Genomic DNA, 15,576 nt, shown 5'->3' with positions numbered 1-15,576 from the left:
GATGAAAGCACTCGTTTACACCAATACAAATGAAGTAACGTTTGAATCGCAAATCAAACCGACACCTGCCGAAGGAGAGGTGTTGGTACAGGTCGAAAAAGCCGGGATATGTGGATCAGACATGCATGCGTATCACGGGCATGACCCAAGACGTGTCCCACCTTTAATTCTCGGGCACGAAGCGTGTGGAATTGCAATGAATGGCAAGTATCTGGGCAAAAGAGTCGTACTGAACCCGCTGCTCACCTGCATGCAATGCGAAGACTGCCTGAGTGGCAGAACTCACCTCTGCGTAAACCGCACCGCAATAGGTCTAAAAAAGCCGGGGGCTTTCGCTGAATACACGGTCATTCCCGAGCAGAATCTGATTCCAGTTCCCGAAGGAATGAAACCCGAACACGCTGCTCTTACAGAGCCGACCGCTACTGCGCTCCATGCTTCTGAGCTGATTGAAAAGCACATGCATCGAACGTTGAGCGATAGCCGAGCGGTGGTGATTGGTGCGGGTTCGATAGGCTTACTCTGCGCACTATTTCTTAAACTTAAGGGAGTAGCAAAGGTTACGCTAAGTGATACCAATGCAGACCGACTTGAGACAGCAAAGCATGCTGGAATCCAGTATTTGCATAACCCTCTGACCGATGACCCATTACCCGATTCCAGCATCGAAGTCGTGATTGATGCCGTCGGCTCAAGCCACACAAGAAAAGCGGGGATGAACGTGATTAAACAAGGGGGTGTTTTTCTGCATGTCGGTTTGCAGGATTCCTCTGGCGAATTTGATGTGAGAAAAATGACCTTGCAGGAAATCACCGTACTGGGCTCTTTCTCTTACACTCAGCTTGATATGATTTCTGCTATCGAAATACTTCATCGTGGCGCGTTGGGGGATTTGTCCTGGATTGAAGAACGACCTTTAAGCCAGGGTAGTCAGGCATTTAGTGATCTAGACAATAACCGCACCGCCGCAGCCAAAATCATTTTGGATATAAATGCCTAAATGAATCTGCCGTCTGTCATCATGTTTGTTCATCAGAACCAGAGTTTAATGCCCTGCGCCGTTAAATTCTGTTCTGGTTCTGCGTTTTTAACCGTAGCGTAGATCTTTCGCCTGATCACGTTAAACAAATTCCTTGTGACAAAGAGTGAAGCCCATAGAGACAGCTTAGTGCTTGATTGATAATATGAAGTAAGTCAGATCCTTAATCCGAGCGAAAATCGATGAACAAACCCACACATTTTCTTCCTTTGTACATGCAAGTAAAAGAGCTATTGATACAGAGACTAATAGATAAAGTGTGGTTACCCGGAAGCCCGTTGCCAAGCGAATTCCAGCTTGCGGATGAATTGCAGGTAAGTCAGGGCACCGTAAGAAAGGCGTTGGACGAACTGGCAGCGGAAAAACTGGTGGTTCGTCGTCAAGGGAAAGGGACATACGTAGCTGAACATACTCAGGAGCAGCCACTCTATCACTTCTTCCGACTTGTTGATCTTCAAGGCAAACGCCATTTACCAGAAAGCCGTATCCTCGACTTTAACCGCTATCCCGCAACCCGACTAGAAAGCGATTCTCTTTCTATCCCAGATGAAGAACAAGTCATTCGAATTACTCGTGTTCGCGCTCTGGAGGGTGTTCCGGTTATTTATGAAACCGTTTCTCTGCCTGACAGGTTATTTTCTAACATGCCTCTCTCGGACGATTTACCCAACACACTTTACAGCTATTATCAGCGTGAGTTTGGGTTGTCTGTGGTCAAAGTTGTTGAAAAACTTAGAGCAGTGCTTGCTAAAGATGAAGAGAAAACTCATCTGGAGATTGACGAAGGTACTCCCCTACTTGAAGCCACACGAATTGCTTATGCACTGAATGGTGAAGCAGTGGAATTACGTGTGACTCGCTGCCATACGGAACAGCATTGCTATTTGAATGAATTAAGTTAAGCCTTCACAAATTCAAGTAAAAACAAAGCCTTTCCAAATGGAAAGGCTTTGTTTTATGACAACTGCATCTGTTTTAGTTAAGCACTTCGGTAGAGCTTGGTCAGTGAAAACTCGACATGCCCCAAGACTTCTGCACAGGTATTCCTGCCGTTGGCGGTATCTATCACCATTTCGATCAACTCATCACCCGCTTCATCCAGCGTCATTTCGTGTCGAAGAATGGCAGACACACCATGATCAATGTGTTCGCTCATGGTTCTCACTGTTCTCGGGTTTCCTGTAATTTTCAATACAGGCATGATTGGATTACCAATAACGTTCCCCTGCCCAGTTGGGAAAAGGTGAACGACATAGCCACCCGCAGCCTGAAGCGTATTACATTCTGCTGCTGCCGATGACGTATCCATAAAGTACAAGCCCGGTCCTTTCGCTGGCGTTTCAGCGGGTTCGAGAACATCGACATAACGTGCTTTTTTACCGATTTTCTGAACGTTGCCCAGCGCTTTTTCTTCAATGGTGGTCAGCCCCCCTTCAATATTCCCTTTGGTTGGCTGTGAATCGGAAAGATCGTTGGTTTTTTCAGCGAGAATGAAATCGTTATAAGAAGACCAGGTGCTCATGAACTTTTCTGCTGCTTCGGGATTAGCCGCTCTCGCTGCTACAATTTTCTCTGCACCAGTAATCTCTGAGGTTTCACCAAAGCATGTTGTGGCACCCACTTCATTCATCTTGTCGATGAAGTTACCCACCGTTGGGTTGGCAGAAAGACCAGACGTTGTATCGGATTCACCACATTTCACGGCAACCCAAAGGTCGCTGATTGGGCACTCTTCTCTCTGCAAGGAGGTTGCGTAATGAACGTATTCTTTGGCGGTGCGAGACGCTGTGGCAATCGTATTGATATCGCCATTTTGCTCGATCGAGAACCCTTTCACCGGTTTACCTGTTTCTGCAATTCCATCGACAACTTTCTGCGTCCAGCCCGGTTCAATACCAATGACCACGACCGCCGCTACATTCGGGTTTGATCCTGTACCGATAATAGTACGAAAGTGAAGATCCAAGTCTGCACCAAACTGTAAACGACCATAAGCATGAGGTATCGCGATAGTCCCTTTAATGTTATTTGCTACAGCTTCACACGCTGCATTTGAAATATCGTCCAAGGGTAAAATCAGTACATGGTTACGCACCCCGACTCGACCATTTTCACGGCGGTAACCCATAAATGTTGCTCTTTTCATTCTATTATCTCCCTGATTACCAACGCTTAGTTTTAATATTGTGCACGTGAGCATGACCACCAGCAGCAACCGCTTCGACCACTTTCCCCATGTCTTCGTTGTATTTGATGATGGTGTCACCAACACTCAGATCTCGGAGCGCAATTTTGTGACCAAGAGGTATATCCGCCAATGCTGTTAGCCTGATCTCCTCGTCCGTATCCATCATGTATCCCGTGACTTCCATACCTTTTACGACGTTTTCTACCACCATTACCCCGACAGTGTCGTTCACATCATGCACCAGAAAATGTGTTTCACTCATTTTTCCATCCTTAGCTTTTATGACTCAAAACGCCCTAAATCCGATCTCAGGACGTGTTAAAACCACGCTATCAGTCGCTCATTTTATGATCAATTAATTTTTATATCTTATGTCTTATATAAGACATAAGATATGATCAATAAAATTGAAACTAACCTTTATATTTCATGCAGATGAGACTGATAACTCCATATTTTATGGGGAAAATACATATTTCATTTTTCGTGATGTAAATCAAATTAGGTTCAAGACAAAGATCGCTATTGGATCGAGAAGAGTAAAGAAGTGTAATGAGAAACGTTGAATCTTGTAATTTCTGTAAACTGCCCCAAAGTTAACGTTAAGACCTTTTTTGGAGATTAAGAATGATCTCGACACTTTCTAAAATTTTTAAGCAACTCACCGAAGGCAGCGACCTCAATTCTGGTGAGGTAGCTAACCCTAACCTTGCAATTGCTGCCCTGTTTTGCGAAGTATCCAGTGCCGACCATAATGTCGATGAATCGGAAGAAGCCGCTACTTTGTCTATGCTCACCAAAGTACTGGAAATTGATGATGATGAAGCCAGAGCTTTGGTTGTCCAGGCTAAGAGTAAAACCGAAAACTCTGCATCACTTTATGAATTCACCTCTCAACTAAGGCACTTAGATCAGCCAGAGCGTATTGAAATCATTAGAGCTTTATGGGAAGTCGCCTTTGCCGATAACCATTTAGATCCACTGGAAGAATCTGTTATCAGAAAAACCGCCGAGCTGCTGTATGTGGATCATAAAGATTTTATTAGAACCAAATTGGAAGTGACTGATAACCGATAGATCTAATTCCTAACTTGAAAGTGCACTACGTGGTGATCTGAGCTGCTGGATGTCTCTGATATTTTCCAACCATTTGATAGGTAAATATAAGAAACATTGGTGTAAGCATAGAGGCAAGAATACCCTACTTTTGCTGCGTGACGCTCCGCCGATTTTAACAAAGTTCGAGCGATCCCATTGGTACGATATTCAGGCAATACGTAAAGAGCATTAACCCAAATGGCATCATGCTCACTGTTGGGAGCTTGGTGGCGAGTAAATGACAACCCTCCAGCAAGTTTCTCTCCAATCAATGCCGCGAATACTGGCGGCAAATCACTGGAAAATGCGTCTGATCTTAAAAAGGTGAAATCCGCCCAGGATTGCTGAAACAGCGCCTCTAACGGCTCGACAAATGGTGAGTCTTTCTCACACTTAATGACTGTTAACTTCTGCATCGGTTTCCCACGCTTCAACGTTTATGGAAGGCCATCGAGCCTTAAAGCTTTTGGTCATTTTGTTGTAGCTGCTTTCTGTCATCGCGATTTTATTTGGCTTCACTTTTCTTTCAAAAGCATCCTCCAGACCATAAGGCGCATAGATACCTATTTGTCCTTGCTTATCCAAATGGAAACCGATAGCAAACGCTGACAGCCAGGAATCAATCCCCTGCTCTACTCGATCATATGCTGGTATTGAACAGCCAAACTTTTTCGGGTACCAAGAGTGAATCGTGGCTTGGTTTTTCACATCTATTTTAATGGGATGGTTCAATCGCTGGTTTAACTCGGCTTCATACCACTCTTCAGAGTGAGTGGCTTGAGAATCAAAATAGACAATGTCGAAATCTTTAACCCGATCAAGTAGAGGTCGTCCCTCTAAGTGGTTCCATATCACCTGCGTAATAGCGCCACCAGCAATGTAGTAATTTGGTATTCCTAGCGATGAACACTCTTTCGCTGTTTCTACTAGTTCAGGTACGGATTTGATTAAAGTAATCAACTTAAGCTTCATCTGTAAGCTCTCTAGAATCGGAGGTGTCCCCAGTCAGAATATACCTCCACTGCCACTCAAAATATGCCAAGGCAGCAACAAAAACTGCCTCACTCGCAACAAACAATAACCCGATAATACTGGCTGAAGCCATTTGGTTAAAGACGATGATTAGACACGCAAAAACCCATATCGCATTGCCAGTCACCAAGATGCGGATAGCGTTTAGGTGCTTTTGTTCACGGGTGGCGAGAGTAAGGGAATATGCGGCATAAGTGAGATTTGCTATGCCAAGAAATAAGACCAAATCAGAAGGCATTTGATACAGTTTGACTAGAAAGTCTTGAAGTAAAACAACGGCAGTTCCCACCACTAATGCTGCACCGCCATCTAGCCAAAGAATGTGTTTTCTGACTGACGAAAAATCCATTTTCAAGTTACTCACCTACTCTGCTGACTTTTGAATCTATCGCGTGCTTTTTGAAATAGATAACCATACCCACAAAGATCAACCAAGGTAAGGCTATTGCGCTAACGTATGCAGCCAAGTCTTGCTGTAAGTAGAAAAATGCTTGCGCTGCCAGACTCGCGATCAATGCAAAGCAAAAGGAAAACAGCATCCTAAATACGGTGTCATTATGACGTTTATTAAGACTTGGGGCTCGTTCAGCACTCATCCCAAAAACAAAACCAAAAGCTGCCATCCCACCAACACAAAGTTGTACGAATCCAATAACAATGGTTAACCACAATGGCATTAGCTGCTTAACTCCCTTTTGTCTTCGTTTCTTTGATTATCAGCGAGATACTTCTCGATCAGACTAGCCTCAACGCTGAAATCCAATTGCTCTCTCAGAATGTCATTGGGAACAATAGAAGAGACATCCGTTTCACTGTGATATTTCACCAGTTCTGACAAAGTAGATTTGATGTCACGCACTGTAAATCCGTTCACAATGGCTTTTGAGTTTGAGATATTCATGTAAGAAGCGTCCCCGCTTCCTCTTGGTCGGTACAATGGGAGGTATCTAAACGTCAGCTTTTCCTCCTGAATCAGAGAATTCGGTATCCATGTTCCGTTTTTAATACCCAGTAACTCGGCAAACGTTCTCCAAGTCAACTTAGGACCTGCCAAATTAAAATCACCAAGGATTCGGTTAGAGATAACGTGGGTAATAAACTGAGAAACATCCTTAACGCCCACCAGTTGCAAAAAGTCTTCTCCATCTCCTGGCAACAACACTTTTTCGTTTTGAATTCGGGAAATCCAATAGGTTAAACGACCGGACTTATCTCCTGCTCCAACAATAACTTGGGGTCGCAAAATGGTGTATTTTTCTGGGAAGCCTTTTGCCAAAATAGCTTCACACAATGCTTTGGAAGCGCCATAGGTTTGGCTATCAATAATCTGGATATTTTCATCAACAAGATCATATTGCGGGCTAGTTTCTGTGATCACTTGTTCTGGAGACGGAAGAAATGAGCGAACCGCACTGATATAGATATAGTGGTCAACCTTGTCTTTGAGGTGCTCGATGCCGTCTCTCACCTGTTTTGGCGTGTACCCACACATGTCTACGCATACATCCCATTTTTCAGGGCAACTTGATAGCTCTGTCAGCCCAACATCTCGATCCCCTGTGATTCGGTGTACATCCTCACTTAAATGATCTTCCGTTGCACCTCGGCTAAATACAGTGACTCTATGATTTTGCCGTAAGCAATCTTCAACCAGTTTTGTCCCTAGAAACCCTGTACCGCCTAACACCAAGATATTCATTATTGAAAGCTTCTCCATTAGCTTTTACTGGTTATTAAATTCAAATGGTGAATCTATATGAGCTGATAACCGAGCCATAATAGGCGAATCATATCATCATGACTGGTCTCTCTTTATTTTGAGGAATATTGAGCTTAGAACTGCGTCGAAAATCTTACAATTCCAGCAGAGACCTATTGTCAAATAAGTAAGATTTGGAACCTTAGATGTAAAGCCCGGTGCCTTCAGCGGGCTTTGGTGGATTTTTGTGTCCAGTTTCAAAAAGGTCATTCTAGTCGACTCAAAAATAGCGATACTTTTTCACAGTAAATATCCGGCTGATCATGATGAACGTATGTTAACGCGCTAGAAACTGTGTGGAATTCGGACTCTGGAAATACTGAACGCAGCCTACGTCCCAAAGATTCAGGAAACAGAACTTTATCATCTGTCGCCCAGATGATGGCAACAGGTTTGTTAAAATCCTTGAGAGCCTCGGCTGCCGCATTGGTGTGATCTGAAGACCATCCCTGAGCCACTTTTTTAAAATCATTACGTATCATTTTATTGTTAATAAAATTATAGACATACTGATGATACACCTCTTCTTTGGTCAAACTATTCGACAGCAGACCGAGCACCAGATTAGAAGTAAGTAAGGGCTTAATTCGGAACAACTGAGCCATCAAAGATAAATAACCGGGAACGTGAATTAGCTTAGGTAATGTCGAGAACTGATCTGGTGGAAACACATCAAGTGCATCACAGTTACTTAAGATCATTGCCGAGACTCGTTCGGGGTACTTTGCGGTAAATATCTGACCGTAGGCTCCACCTGTATCATTTCCAACTAGTACGACTGAATCGAGATTTAGCGCAGTTAGAAACTGGGTCAATATCTGGCAAATACCGTCAGGAGATAAATCTGCCGATTGGTCCAATGGGATGGCATGCCCACCAAGGGGTAAATCCGGCGCGATACAGCGATATGTTTTGGAAAGCTCTGGCAGCACCTTTCGCCAGTTATTGCTGTTTGCTAAAGCGCCATGCAAAAACAGCAATACTTTTCCCTGACCAACATCTTTGTATCTGATCGTCCCACACTCTAATACCGCCTCTTTAAAATACTCCTCTTGCTTTGCAGCTCTGGAGGTCGCTGTTTCTTCTCCCTGAACTTTATGCAATGACTTGGTTTCTTCCATATGTGCTCTCCTGACCATTGTGCGATGTCTTCACATTAATCAGGAAACCCTTTGAATACTTGTAAGAACTGGCTATCTTAAAAATCAGTGAGATGGAGCGAGCTTCAGGTATAAAGGGGGCTAATTTGCAGGCGAATCGGTTTTATTTAGGTGATCATTACTCAGTATTCACTGGGTATCTTAGTGACATTCCTCTTCACAAACATACCACTGGTGCGGTATGCGTTTCTTTAGGTGCATCAATGAAGATCGGTGAACAAAACCAAAATAAACCAGTGGAAACCAAAAGTGTGTTTGTTCCGCAAAACCATATGGCGTCTTTTCAGTTTTCATCTCAGCCTGTGCTGATCTTTTGCTTTGAGGTAGAAAGTCATTTTTATGACCAGTTTCAAGCTCACAATCAATACTCCCTAGACAGAATTTCAGCTCATCTTGATAGCGAATCCGAATTGATTCAGTTTGCCGAGCAACTGACATCTAAAGACAGTTACCGAAGAGAAAATACGTCTCCCTTGTGCCAGATTCTTGCTTCGGTCGCACCCGTTCAGAATGCTCCCCAAATTGTGGATCCGCGGTTAATCCGGGTAGTTAGAGAAATTGATAACAACCTTGAAGACAATCAAGAACTGGATCAGCTCGCGGAGCTTGTACACCTTTCTCCCGGAAGATTGGGGCACATTTTCAGAGAGCACACAGGCATGCCAATAAGGCGATATCGGATCTGGCGGCGTTTACGGAAAGTGATAGAGCTCTACATTGCAGGAAAATCGATGACAGAAGCGGCTATTGAGGCCGGGTTTAGTGACTCGTCCCATTTCAGTTCAAGCTGTAGAAAGCTGCTTGGTCTCTCTCCTTCCCAGATTCTGCACTCGGAAAATAAAATCGAACTCTATACAGGCTAGTAATGCCAATCGTAATAAGTAGTTGGTATAAAAGAAAAGCCAGCAATCATGCTGGCTTACTATCATAAATAGACTGGTCATCAATCTGACTCTAGCAGAGCTTTCAAATGCTCTGGTAGCTGGTCTTTCAGTTCTGGTTGTTCTTCCAATAACAACGACAATGCCTTTCGCGCTTCGTCCGCTTTCCCTGCTTTAAGCAGCATTTCAATTTTCAAAAACGGAGACGTTTCAGTGTGCGATTCCAAAACTTCCGCCATCATACGCTGCGAAGATTCTGGCTTCTTAGGCAATGACTTCAGAAAAGATTGCGGTTGTTCGGGAACATCGGCTGCAGGAGCGGCTTCCGGTGTAAGGTCATATCTCTCTTCTATCATAAGAGAATCATCCATCATGGACTCGACTTCCAATGATTCGTGGACGGTATCATCCACCCATTTCCACGGGGCTAACAAGGTCACAAACACAACACTTGCCGCTACCGCCAATACGGGCTTCCAGTTCCATGTAGATTTCACCACCTGATCACGATTCGATGATTTATTGGCGTAATTTAAGATAGCATCGTCGATTTCGGGAGAAGGCTGCTCGTTCGCACTTTGTTTGTAGAGCGCTTCTATTTCTTCATCTTTAATTGGTGATGTCATAGATTGCTCCCCAGTTTGCGAGTCAGGCAGTCTCTCAGCTGATTCATGGCATAACGTAGACGCGTTTTTACCGCTTCAGCTTTGGCGTCCACAATTTCACAGATCTGATTTGCCGAAAAGCCCGCTTCATTTTTGAGCAGAAAAGCTTCGCGCTGTAGGGGTGCCAACTGTTCCATGCAGTGCTTCAAAGCGGACTTTTTTCGTTGAGTCAGAGTATTTTCATCCAGATGAATGGTGTCATCCTGCTCGACTTGATTAAGATAGGCATCTTCAGAAAGCTTCTTTCTGTGTTCATCAATAACCATATTGTGAGCAATTCGATAGAGCCAGGTAGTAAATTTGGCTGTCACTTCATAGCTAACGCGAGTGTCAATCACACGGAACCAGACGTCCTGAAATAGCTCTTCAGCCCTTGCTTTGTGCTGCGCACCCAATTGTCGAACGAAATAGCGATACAACGACCCTTTATGCCGTTGATAAAGTTCAGCAAAGGCGGGTTGTTCGCCTTTGCTGAATCGGAGCATCAGTTGCTCGTCTGTAAGTTGATCCATTCAGAATTTGCCACTAACAAGATTCGAATTAATACAGAATCTTAGCCCAGTTTTACACCCAAGTAACCTTAAGATACTGGATAGAATGCAAGTTAAAGCGCCTCGGCAATTTCAACAAGGCGGACAAACTCACCTCGGTAGTTAAATAGGTCGGCACCTTTGTTGGCATTCGCTACCTTCACAATGTCTTCATAGCCGTAGCTGGATAAGTAGTTGTTGTCTTTCAACTTCTGAGCGAATGCAGCGACGGCAGAAGCAAACTGAAAGTCTGAACTCGCCTGAGAAAATTCCGCTTTGATATCCTTCATCAGCACCGTATCTTTCACCAAAATGCTATCGTTTTTGCCGGGCAGTTTATAACGAACTTTCACCTGAACCAGTTCATTTTTTAGGGAGTCACTACTTGGTTTGCTCTGATTCGACTGATAGCGTAAATCGTCAATCTGCCCTTTGGAACCGGTCAGTGTTAGCTCGTATAACGCGGTAACACTATGCCCCGCTCCAATTTCGCCGGCATCGACTGCATCGTTATTAAAGTCTTCATCTTTAAGCAAACGATTCTGATACCCGATAAGACGATACTCTTTGACGTTAGCTGGATTAAACTCCACCTGAATTTTAACGTCATGAGCAATGCTCTGAAGCGTTCCGCTCATCTGGCGTAGCAGTACTTTTTTCGCTTCATGTAACGTATCAATGTACGCATGGTTCCCGTCACCCACGTTGGCAAGTTGCTCCATAAGAGCATCGTTGTAGTTGCCACGACCAAAACCCAAAGTGGTGAGAGATACGCCGTTTTTTCTTTCTTTGGTAATCAAGTCTTTGAGCGTGTCCATGTTAGTTTCACCCACATTGAAATCACCATCCGTCGCTAAAATGACTCGATTGATACCACCTTTAATAAAGCCTTTCTGAGCTTGCTGATAAGCCATTTTGATTCCGCTTTCACCATAGGTGCCACCACCAGCTTGTAGCTGTTTTAGCGCATTCAAAATTTCTTGTTTGTTGTCTCCCGACGTTGGTTCTAGTACCACTGCGGATTGACCGGCATAAGTAACCAGGCTGACTTTGTCGCTCTTGCCCAGCTCTTTCGTCATCATGGAAAGGCTTTGCACTAAAAGCGGCAACTTGTTTGGCTCTCCCATTGAGCCAGAAACGTCTATCAGAAACACAAGATTGGATGATTTTCGCTCCGATTTAGGTATGTCATACCCTTTCATGGCGATTCTTAGCAGCTTTCTTTCGACATTCCATGGTGAAGGTGCGACTTCAGACTGAACTGAAAAAGGCTGGCTTTGCTTATTCGGCGTATTGTATTGATAGTCAAAGTAGTTAATGAATGCTTCTTCTCGAATGGCATCCGAAGGCGGCTTCTGCCCCATATTCAGGTAGCTACGTACATTTGCATAGCTTCCTGTGTCCACATCTATTGAGAAGGTAGAAAGAGGCGATGTCGCTACCTGTACAACCCCGTTACTTGGGGAATCAAGGTAGTTGTCGCGATTCTCTGCATTAGGGAAAGGTTCTAGCACTGGCATTGGTCGAGCGATCATCGTTTTTGCCATGCGATTGCTGGGGGCAGCAAAAGCAACATCACCTCCTTGCGCAGATTCAAGAAGAACCAAACTCATGTCTTCTACTGCTATTTCTGGTTTTGGTGACTGAGTGGAATCTTGTGTCTGCACTTCATTCGAGACCTCTTCGACATGAGGGTTATCGACACTTTCTGTGCACGCTGTAACTAACCCTAATGCGATAGCGACGGATAAATAGCTCTTTGTTAGTTTCATTTTTTTGTCCTGCTTTTTTTGCTTGTTTCTCCTATAAACGGATGAATTGGGTAAAGGGGTGAAAAAATTGATAAAAATATTCAATTATTTTAAATTTTCTTTTATTACAATTAGTTAGCAAACAATTAAATATCAAAACAATTCGTTTGACGCAGAATCGATCTCAAAAACTTCTTCACATAATAAAAATCCTATTAAAAACTCGTAAGATAACTTAAACGAGTAAACTCACCCTTTAAAAAAGGTATAAAAACTATGGATTTGGCGCAGTGGGTATCGCAGGTCGCGTTGCCAGTTTGTTTGGCTTTAATGATGTTTGCTATGGGAATTAGCCTGACAGTCAAAGACTTTACACGAGTGATTAAGCACCCGAAGGCATTTGGATTAGGAGTTGGATTGCAACTTTTGGTCTTGCCATTGCTGGCTTGGCTATTAATCTGGCTATTCGGGATGTTTGTTTCGGTTCCGCTCATTGTCGCGAGTGGATTGATCATTCTTGCTGCCTGCCCAGGCGGCGCGACATCTAACGTCATCTCACATCTAGCCGGAGGCAATGGCGCACTTTCCATTAGCATGACTGCAATCGTCAGTTTACTGACTCCATTTATCTTGCCTGTCACACTCGCGTTTCAATTAACCCTTCTCAATGACAGTCAGGATACACCACTCTCTTTACCCGTCGCTAAAACGCTGATGCAACTGATCGTGGTCACCGTAATTCCGGTTGTTATCGCGATGACACTAAGAGCCAAGTTCCCGAAATGGGCACAGAGAAACGAAAAACGAATAAGCAAAGCCTCAACCATATTGTTTCTGTTGATGGTCTTGTCACTCACAGCGGTCAATTGGAACAAGCTCTTCGATTCTGGATGGTTGGTTGCAGCAATGTGCTTGAGCTTGAGTGTTATAGCGATGCTGGTGTCTTACTGGGTTAGCAATCAAGCTAAGTTAGAAGATTCGAGCCAGCTTACATTAATGATTGAAACCAGCGTGCAGAATGCAGGAACGGGGATGTTCATTGCGTTGGCACTTTTGCAATCGCCATCCCTGGCAACCGTTCCTCTTATGTATGGATTACTAATGAATATCCCTGCTATTACGTTGATCTTGTACGGACGTATGAGAACACCCTCTATGGCGACTTCCTAGCTATATACTCAAGTACCCTTAAGATCAAAAAGAGGCGCATCAAGCGCCTCTTTGCATTTCTTTTTCTTAAAGCATAACCAACGCAAGCTTGGCTAAATTGTAGGCATCGACAAAGCCAGAATGCTGCCTTCCTTCCCACTCTATGCCTTTCTCTTCCTGCGCTGCTTTATGACCGATACGCTTGTCTTTAAGACGATTCTGAACCCGGTATAGAGTTGCAAGATTGATAAATTCTTTAAAAGGTAAATCAATACCTTTAGATTCACATTCTGCTTTCAGAATAAGATCGTCACGCCCCCAGGATGCGTAAATTTTGTTGGCTCCGCCAAAGTTTTTCACCATCGACTGAATTACATCCGCAAGCGGGCGACCCTGCTTTTCGATTTTGCGCGGGGTGATTCCCGTCAACTCACTACAGAAAAGTGAGATCTCATCTTGTTCTGGCTTAACGTAATATTGTGCGCGTTTGACCACCTCACCTTTCTGAAGGTCTATTTCCGCCAGCCCCACTTCAATGATCTCGCCTGTTGTGCCAACGCCATCAGTGTTCCAGCAGCACATTTCTAAATCAAAGCAGACAACGCGGTTGTGGTTCATTCTTAGCCTTAAAGGTTGCAAAACGTCAGGGGCGGCATTTTATACTTAAGTCGCTTTAAAATGCTAGGTTCAGAGCCAAGGATGAGAGCCTTATGCTTATAGTTCCATCAAGTAACATCAGATCATGCGACTTCAGAAACAGAGACACAATTCCGCCCAGCTTGTTTACTGTCGTACATCAAACCGTCGACGGCTTTCATCAGTTCTTCACCATTTTCGTCAGTTCTAGGTTTTGCTCCAACACTCAACGTAATATCAATCTGATGAGGTGAACATTCGACCGGAGACGACGCCACTTTGCGAATCAGCCGGTTTAAGTAAGCGGAAAGAATACTGGAGTTGGTATCGTAGGTAAGAATACAAAACTCATCACCTCCTACTCGGGCAAAGAAATCACCTTCATTCAGCTCTTCACTGATAATACTGGCAACGTGTTGAAGGGCTTTGTCACCAGCAGCATGCCCATAACGATCATTGATGACTTTAAATTTATCAATATCAAAACCCACTAAGCTGAAAGGTTCTTCTTTTTCCAGCATGGTTGCGAACAGAGAATTGAAAGCGCGGCGATTGTAGATTCCTGTGAGCGTATCGTGTTCGACCAGATAACGCAGTTCGCGGGTTTGCTCATCCACTTTTTGCGCCAGTCGATATTTCTCTTTTGAAATCATGTTCACCACGAAAGCAGCCAATAACCCAACCACCAAACCACATAGGGCAATGCTCGCTAACGTCCATTTATCATTAGCCGTCATTGGTGCCAGTAAACGAAACTTCAAAATCCACTCGCGATTTTGCAGGCTAATGGTTTTGCGAATTTTTAACCCTTCGGTCTCAGACCAACCGGTACTTGAGAACAAAATCGGATCGTCTTCCGCGTCAAACCCAATATCTTTTACCTGAATAACCAATTCCTGCTCGGCTGCGGTTCTTAACATCAGGTTTTCAAAATATCGGGTGGTACGGACGACACCAACCATAACCCCTAGAAGGCTGTCATCCTGATGAGAAAAAACCGGGTGATAAACCAGCATTCCCGTTTTTTCCAGCCCTCTGTCTTCTCCACCCTGTAAGAGACGAATCTTATCTGAAATATTGGAATCACCCGTTTTGGTGATGTCTTCCAGAATCAGGCGAAAACGATCTCTGGACGAGTAAAAGCCAATCAATTTGGTGTTACGTGGGCTTCTGGGATAAATGTCGGAAACGATGTAGGCATCCTCACCTTCAGGGAGAATAAAACCAAATTGTTTGGGCTGATCTTTCGGAATCGTGTGGAGCTGGAAATCGGGATATTGCTTTCTGACCTTAGCCATATGTTCTTCAAGATTCTCTTTCGAAACTTTCGGCATCCACTGAAAACCAATCAAGCTTGAAGAATCCTGGATCACCTCCTCCGCAAATATGGGAAATTGTCCCCAGTTTTCAGGTTCAACAGAGTGAAAGAAGTTCGCGGCAGCACCAATGAAGTCGATGTCTTTTTCGACCAAAACCTTAAGCATCTGGCTTTGGCGCTCGGCTAAATTGTCAAAAATTCGGAAGGTATGATTTTGTTGGCTTATGGCAGCAAGGTAAACGAAGAATAAAGTCACAAAGAGAATGACCCCCAACGTCAGCCAGGGCAAAGCACTCTTTTTCGGTTTTTGTTGTCTCTGTGTACTCAATGGCATAAACGCCTCGCAAGCCTGTTTCTACATTGCTCAACC

The 15,576-nt window shown here is 44.1% G+C and carries 18 protein-coding genes; 5 read left to right on the top strand and 13 right to left on the bottom strand.

The genetic code is table 11. The features are described from left to right. Window position 1 precedes the first annotated feature (1 nt). Window positions 2-1,000 (top strand): alcohol dehydrogenase catalytic domain-containing protein, encoded by a 999-nt coding sequence (locus QMG91_RS07550; protein ID WP_281830037.1) that lies wholly within the window; start codon window positions 2-4, stop codon window positions 998-1,000. A gap of 221 nt (window positions 1,001-1,221) precedes the next feature. Continuing rightward, window positions 1,222-1,941, top strand: a complete 720-nt coding sequence (locus QMG91_RS07545) for a GntR family transcriptional regulator (protein ID WP_022550882.1) — start codon at window positions 1,222-1,224, stop codon at window positions 1,939-1,941. A 77-nt stretch (window positions 1,942-2,018) separates the two neighbouring features. Here the strand turns inward: QMG91_RS07545 and QMG91_RS07540 are convergent, their stop codons facing one another. Both QMG91_RS07540 and QMG91_RS07535 read right to left on the bottom strand, forming a co-directional pair. After that, a complete protein-coding gene (locus tag QMG91_RS07540) occupies window positions 2,019-3,185 on the bottom strand; it encodes a UxaA family hydrolase (protein WP_281830034.1) in 1,167 nt (388 codons plus the stop codon). Window positions 3,186-3,201: 16 nt separating this feature from the next. Further along, entirely contained in the window at window positions 3,202-3,489 is a 288-nt protein-coding gene (locus QMG91_RS07535; RefSeq protein ID WP_022589098.1) for a UxaA family hydrolase, read from the bottom strand. 365 nt (window positions 3,490-3,854) lie between these two features. Between QMG91_RS07535 and QMG91_RS07530 the strand changes: the two genes are divergently transcribed. Then, on the top strand, window positions 3,855-4,304 hold the full coding sequence (locus tag QMG91_RS07530; protein ID WP_281830032.1) for a tellurite resistance TerB family protein: 450 nt from the start codon (window positions 3,855-3,857) through the stop codon (window positions 4,302-4,304). A 2-nt stretch (window positions 4,305-4,306) separates the two neighbouring features. Here the strand turns inward: QMG91_RS07530 and QMG91_RS07525 are convergent, their stop codons facing one another. The 6 genes from QMG91_RS07525 to QMG91_RS07500 form a co-directional block, all read right to left on the bottom strand. Beyond that, window positions 4,307-4,741 (bottom strand): GNAT family N-acetyltransferase, encoded by a 435-nt coding sequence (locus QMG91_RS07525; RefSeq protein ID WP_281830030.1) that lies wholly within the window; start codon window positions 4,739-4,741, stop codon window positions 4,307-4,309. Beyond that, window positions 4,719-5,297, bottom strand: a complete 579-nt coding sequence (locus tag QMG91_RS07520) for a nucleotidyltransferase family protein (RefSeq protein ID WP_281830029.1) — start codon at window positions 5,295-5,297, stop codon at window positions 4,719-4,721. The genes QMG91_RS07525 and QMG91_RS07520 overlap by 23 nt, the downstream gene beginning before the upstream one ends. After that, window positions 5,287-5,721 carry a hypothetical protein gene (locus tag QMG91_RS07515; RefSeq protein WP_281830028.1) on the bottom strand — a complete coding sequence of 145 codons (435 nt, stop codon included), beginning with the start codon at window positions 5,719-5,721 and terminating at the stop codon, window positions 5,287-5,289. Before QMG91_RS07515 ends, QMG91_RS07520 begins: the two co-directional genes overlap by 11 nt. After that, a complete protein-coding gene (locus tag QMG91_RS07510; protein ID WP_281830026.1) occupies window positions 5,714-6,034 on the bottom strand; it encodes a hypothetical protein in 321 nt (106 codons plus the stop codon). Before QMG91_RS07510 ends, QMG91_RS07515 begins: the two co-directional genes overlap by 8 nt. Next, window positions 6,034-7,056, bottom strand: a complete 1,023-nt coding sequence (locus QMG91_RS07505; RefSeq protein ID WP_281830024.1) for an NAD-dependent epimerase/dehydratase family protein — start codon at window positions 7,054-7,056, stop codon at window positions 6,034-6,036. The genes QMG91_RS07510 and QMG91_RS07505 overlap by 1 nt, the downstream gene beginning before the upstream one ends. A gap of 266 nt (window positions 7,057-7,322) precedes the next feature. Further along, on the bottom strand, window positions 7,323-8,237 hold the full coding sequence (locus QMG91_RS07500; RefSeq protein WP_281830022.1) for an alpha/beta fold hydrolase: 915 nt from the start codon (window positions 8,235-8,237) through the stop codon (window positions 7,323-7,325). Window positions 8,238-8,362: 125 nt separating this feature from the next. Here QMG91_RS07500 and QMG91_RS07495 point away from each other — a divergent pair, with 125 nt between their 5' ends. Next, window positions 8,363-9,139 carry a helix-turn-helix domain-containing protein gene (locus QMG91_RS07495; protein WP_281830020.1) on the top strand — a complete coding sequence of 259 codons (777 nt, stop codon included), beginning with the start codon at window positions 8,363-8,365 and terminating at the stop codon, window positions 9,137-9,139. Between the two features lie 80 nt (window positions 9,140-9,219). On the opposite strand, the gene QMG91_RS07490 is transcribed toward QMG91_RS07495, so the two are convergent. From QMG91_RS07490 to QMG91_RS07480, 3 genes are all read right to left on the bottom strand, one after another. Then, window positions 9,220-9,783 carry a hypothetical protein gene (locus QMG91_RS07490; RefSeq protein ID WP_223094102.1) on the bottom strand — a complete coding sequence of 188 codons (564 nt, stop codon included), beginning with the start codon at window positions 9,781-9,783 and terminating at the stop codon, window positions 9,220-9,222. Then, a complete protein-coding gene (locus tag QMG91_RS07485; RefSeq protein ID WP_281830019.1) occupies window positions 9,780-10,334 on the bottom strand; it encodes a sigma-70 family RNA polymerase sigma factor in 555 nt (184 codons plus the stop codon). Before QMG91_RS07485 ends, QMG91_RS07490 begins: the two co-directional genes overlap by 4 nt. Window positions 10,335-10,426: 92 nt before the next feature. Beyond that, on the bottom strand, window positions 10,427-12,124 hold the full coding sequence (locus QMG91_RS07480) for a vWA domain-containing protein (RefSeq protein WP_281830018.1): 1,698 nt from the start codon (window positions 12,122-12,124) through the stop codon (window positions 10,427-10,429). A 255-nt stretch (window positions 12,125-12,379) separates the two neighbouring features. Here QMG91_RS07480 and QMG91_RS07475 point away from each other — a divergent pair, with 255 nt between their 5' ends. After that, window positions 12,380-13,273 (top strand): bile acid:sodium symporter family protein, encoded by an 894-nt coding sequence (locus tag QMG91_RS07475; protein ID WP_281830017.1) that lies wholly within the window; start codon window positions 12,380-12,382, stop codon window positions 13,271-13,273. Between the two features lie 66 nt (window positions 13,274-13,339). On the opposite strand, the gene QMG91_RS07470 is transcribed toward QMG91_RS07475, so the two are convergent. Continuing rightward, complete coding sequence (locus tag QMG91_RS07470; RefSeq protein WP_281830016.1) at window positions 13,340-13,870, bottom strand: 3'-5' exonuclease; 531 nt, start codon at window positions 13,868-13,870, stop codon at window positions 13,340-13,342. A 122-nt stretch (window positions 13,871-13,992) separates the two neighbouring features. Beyond that, window positions 13,993-15,540 (bottom strand): sensor domain-containing diguanylate cyclase, encoded by a 1,548-nt coding sequence (locus QMG91_RS07465; protein ID WP_281830015.1) that lies wholly within the window; start codon window positions 15,538-15,540, stop codon window positions 13,993-13,995. Between the last annotated feature and the right edge of the window lie 36 nt (window positions 15,541-15,576).

Source organism: Vibrio nigripulchritudo, assembly GCF_027924785.1.
GTDB classification, from domain to species: domain Bacteria; phylum Pseudomonadota; class Gammaproteobacteria; order Enterobacterales; family Vibrionaceae; genus Vibrio; species Vibrio nigripulchritudo.
The sequence above is the reverse complement of the archived record's forward strand: the minus strand, read 5'-3'. Positions and strand labels throughout refer to the sequence as shown.

Excerpts from the sequence above, each read along its gene's own strand:
- QMG91_RS07550 (WP_281830037.1), top strand. The coding sequence starts at position 2 with ATGAAAGCACTCGTTTACACCAATACAAATGAAGTAACGTTTGAATCG.
- QMG91_RS07545 (WP_022550882.1), top strand. The coding sequence starts at position 1,222 with ATGAACAAACCCACACATTTTCTTCCTTTGTACATGCAAGTAAAAGAG.
- QMG91_RS07540 (WP_281830034.1), bottom strand. The coding sequence starts at position 3,185 with ATGAAAAGAGCAACATTTATGGGTTACCGCCGTGAAAATGGTCGAGTC.
- QMG91_RS07535 (WP_022589098.1), bottom strand. The coding sequence starts at position 3,489 with ATGAGTGAAACACATTTTCTGGTGCATGATGTGAACGACACTGTCGGG.
- QMG91_RS07530 (WP_281830032.1), top strand. The coding sequence starts at position 3,855 with ATGATCTCGACACTTTCTAAAATTTTTAAGCAACTCACCGAAGGCAGC.
- QMG91_RS07525 (WP_281830030.1), bottom strand. The coding sequence starts at position 4,741 with ATGCAGAAGTTAACAGTCATTAAGTGTGAGAAAGACTCACCATTTGTC.
- QMG91_RS07520 (WP_281830029.1), bottom strand. The coding sequence starts at position 5,297 with ATGAAGCTTAAGTTGATTACTTTAATCAAATCCGTACCTGAACTAGTA.
- QMG91_RS07510 (WP_281830026.1), bottom strand. The coding sequence starts at position 6,034 with ATGCCATTGTGGTTAACCATTGTTATTGGATTCGTACAACTTTGTGTT.
- QMG91_RS07505 (WP_281830024.1), bottom strand. The coding sequence starts at position 7,056 with ATGAATATCTTGGTGTTAGGCGGTACAGGGTTTCTAGGGACAAAACTG.
- QMG91_RS07500 (WP_281830022.1), bottom strand. The coding sequence starts at position 8,237 with ATGGAAGAAACCAAGTCATTGCATAAAGTTCAGGGAGAAGAAACAGCG.
- QMG91_RS07490 (WP_223094102.1), bottom strand. The coding sequence starts at position 9,783 with ATGACATCACCAATTAAAGATGAAGAAATAGAAGCGCTCTACAAACAA.
- QMG91_RS07485 (WP_281830019.1), bottom strand. The coding sequence starts at position 10,334 with ATGGATCAACTTACAGACGAGCAACTGATGCTCCGATTCAGCAAAGGC.
- QMG91_RS07480 (WP_281830018.1), bottom strand. The coding sequence starts at position 12,124 with ATGAAACTAACAAAGAGCTATTTATCCGTCGCTATCGCATTAGGGTTA.
- QMG91_RS07475 (WP_281830017.1), top strand. The coding sequence starts at position 12,380 with ATGGATTTGGCGCAGTGGGTATCGCAGGTCGCGTTGCCAGTTTGTTTG.
- QMG91_RS07470 (WP_281830016.1), bottom strand. The coding sequence starts at position 13,870 with ATGAACCACAACCGCGTTGTCTGCTTTGATTTAGAAATGTGCTGCTGG.
- QMG91_RS07465 (WP_281830015.1), bottom strand. The coding sequence starts at position 15,540 with ATGCCATTGAGTACACAGAGACAACAAAAACCGAAAAAGAGTGCTTTG.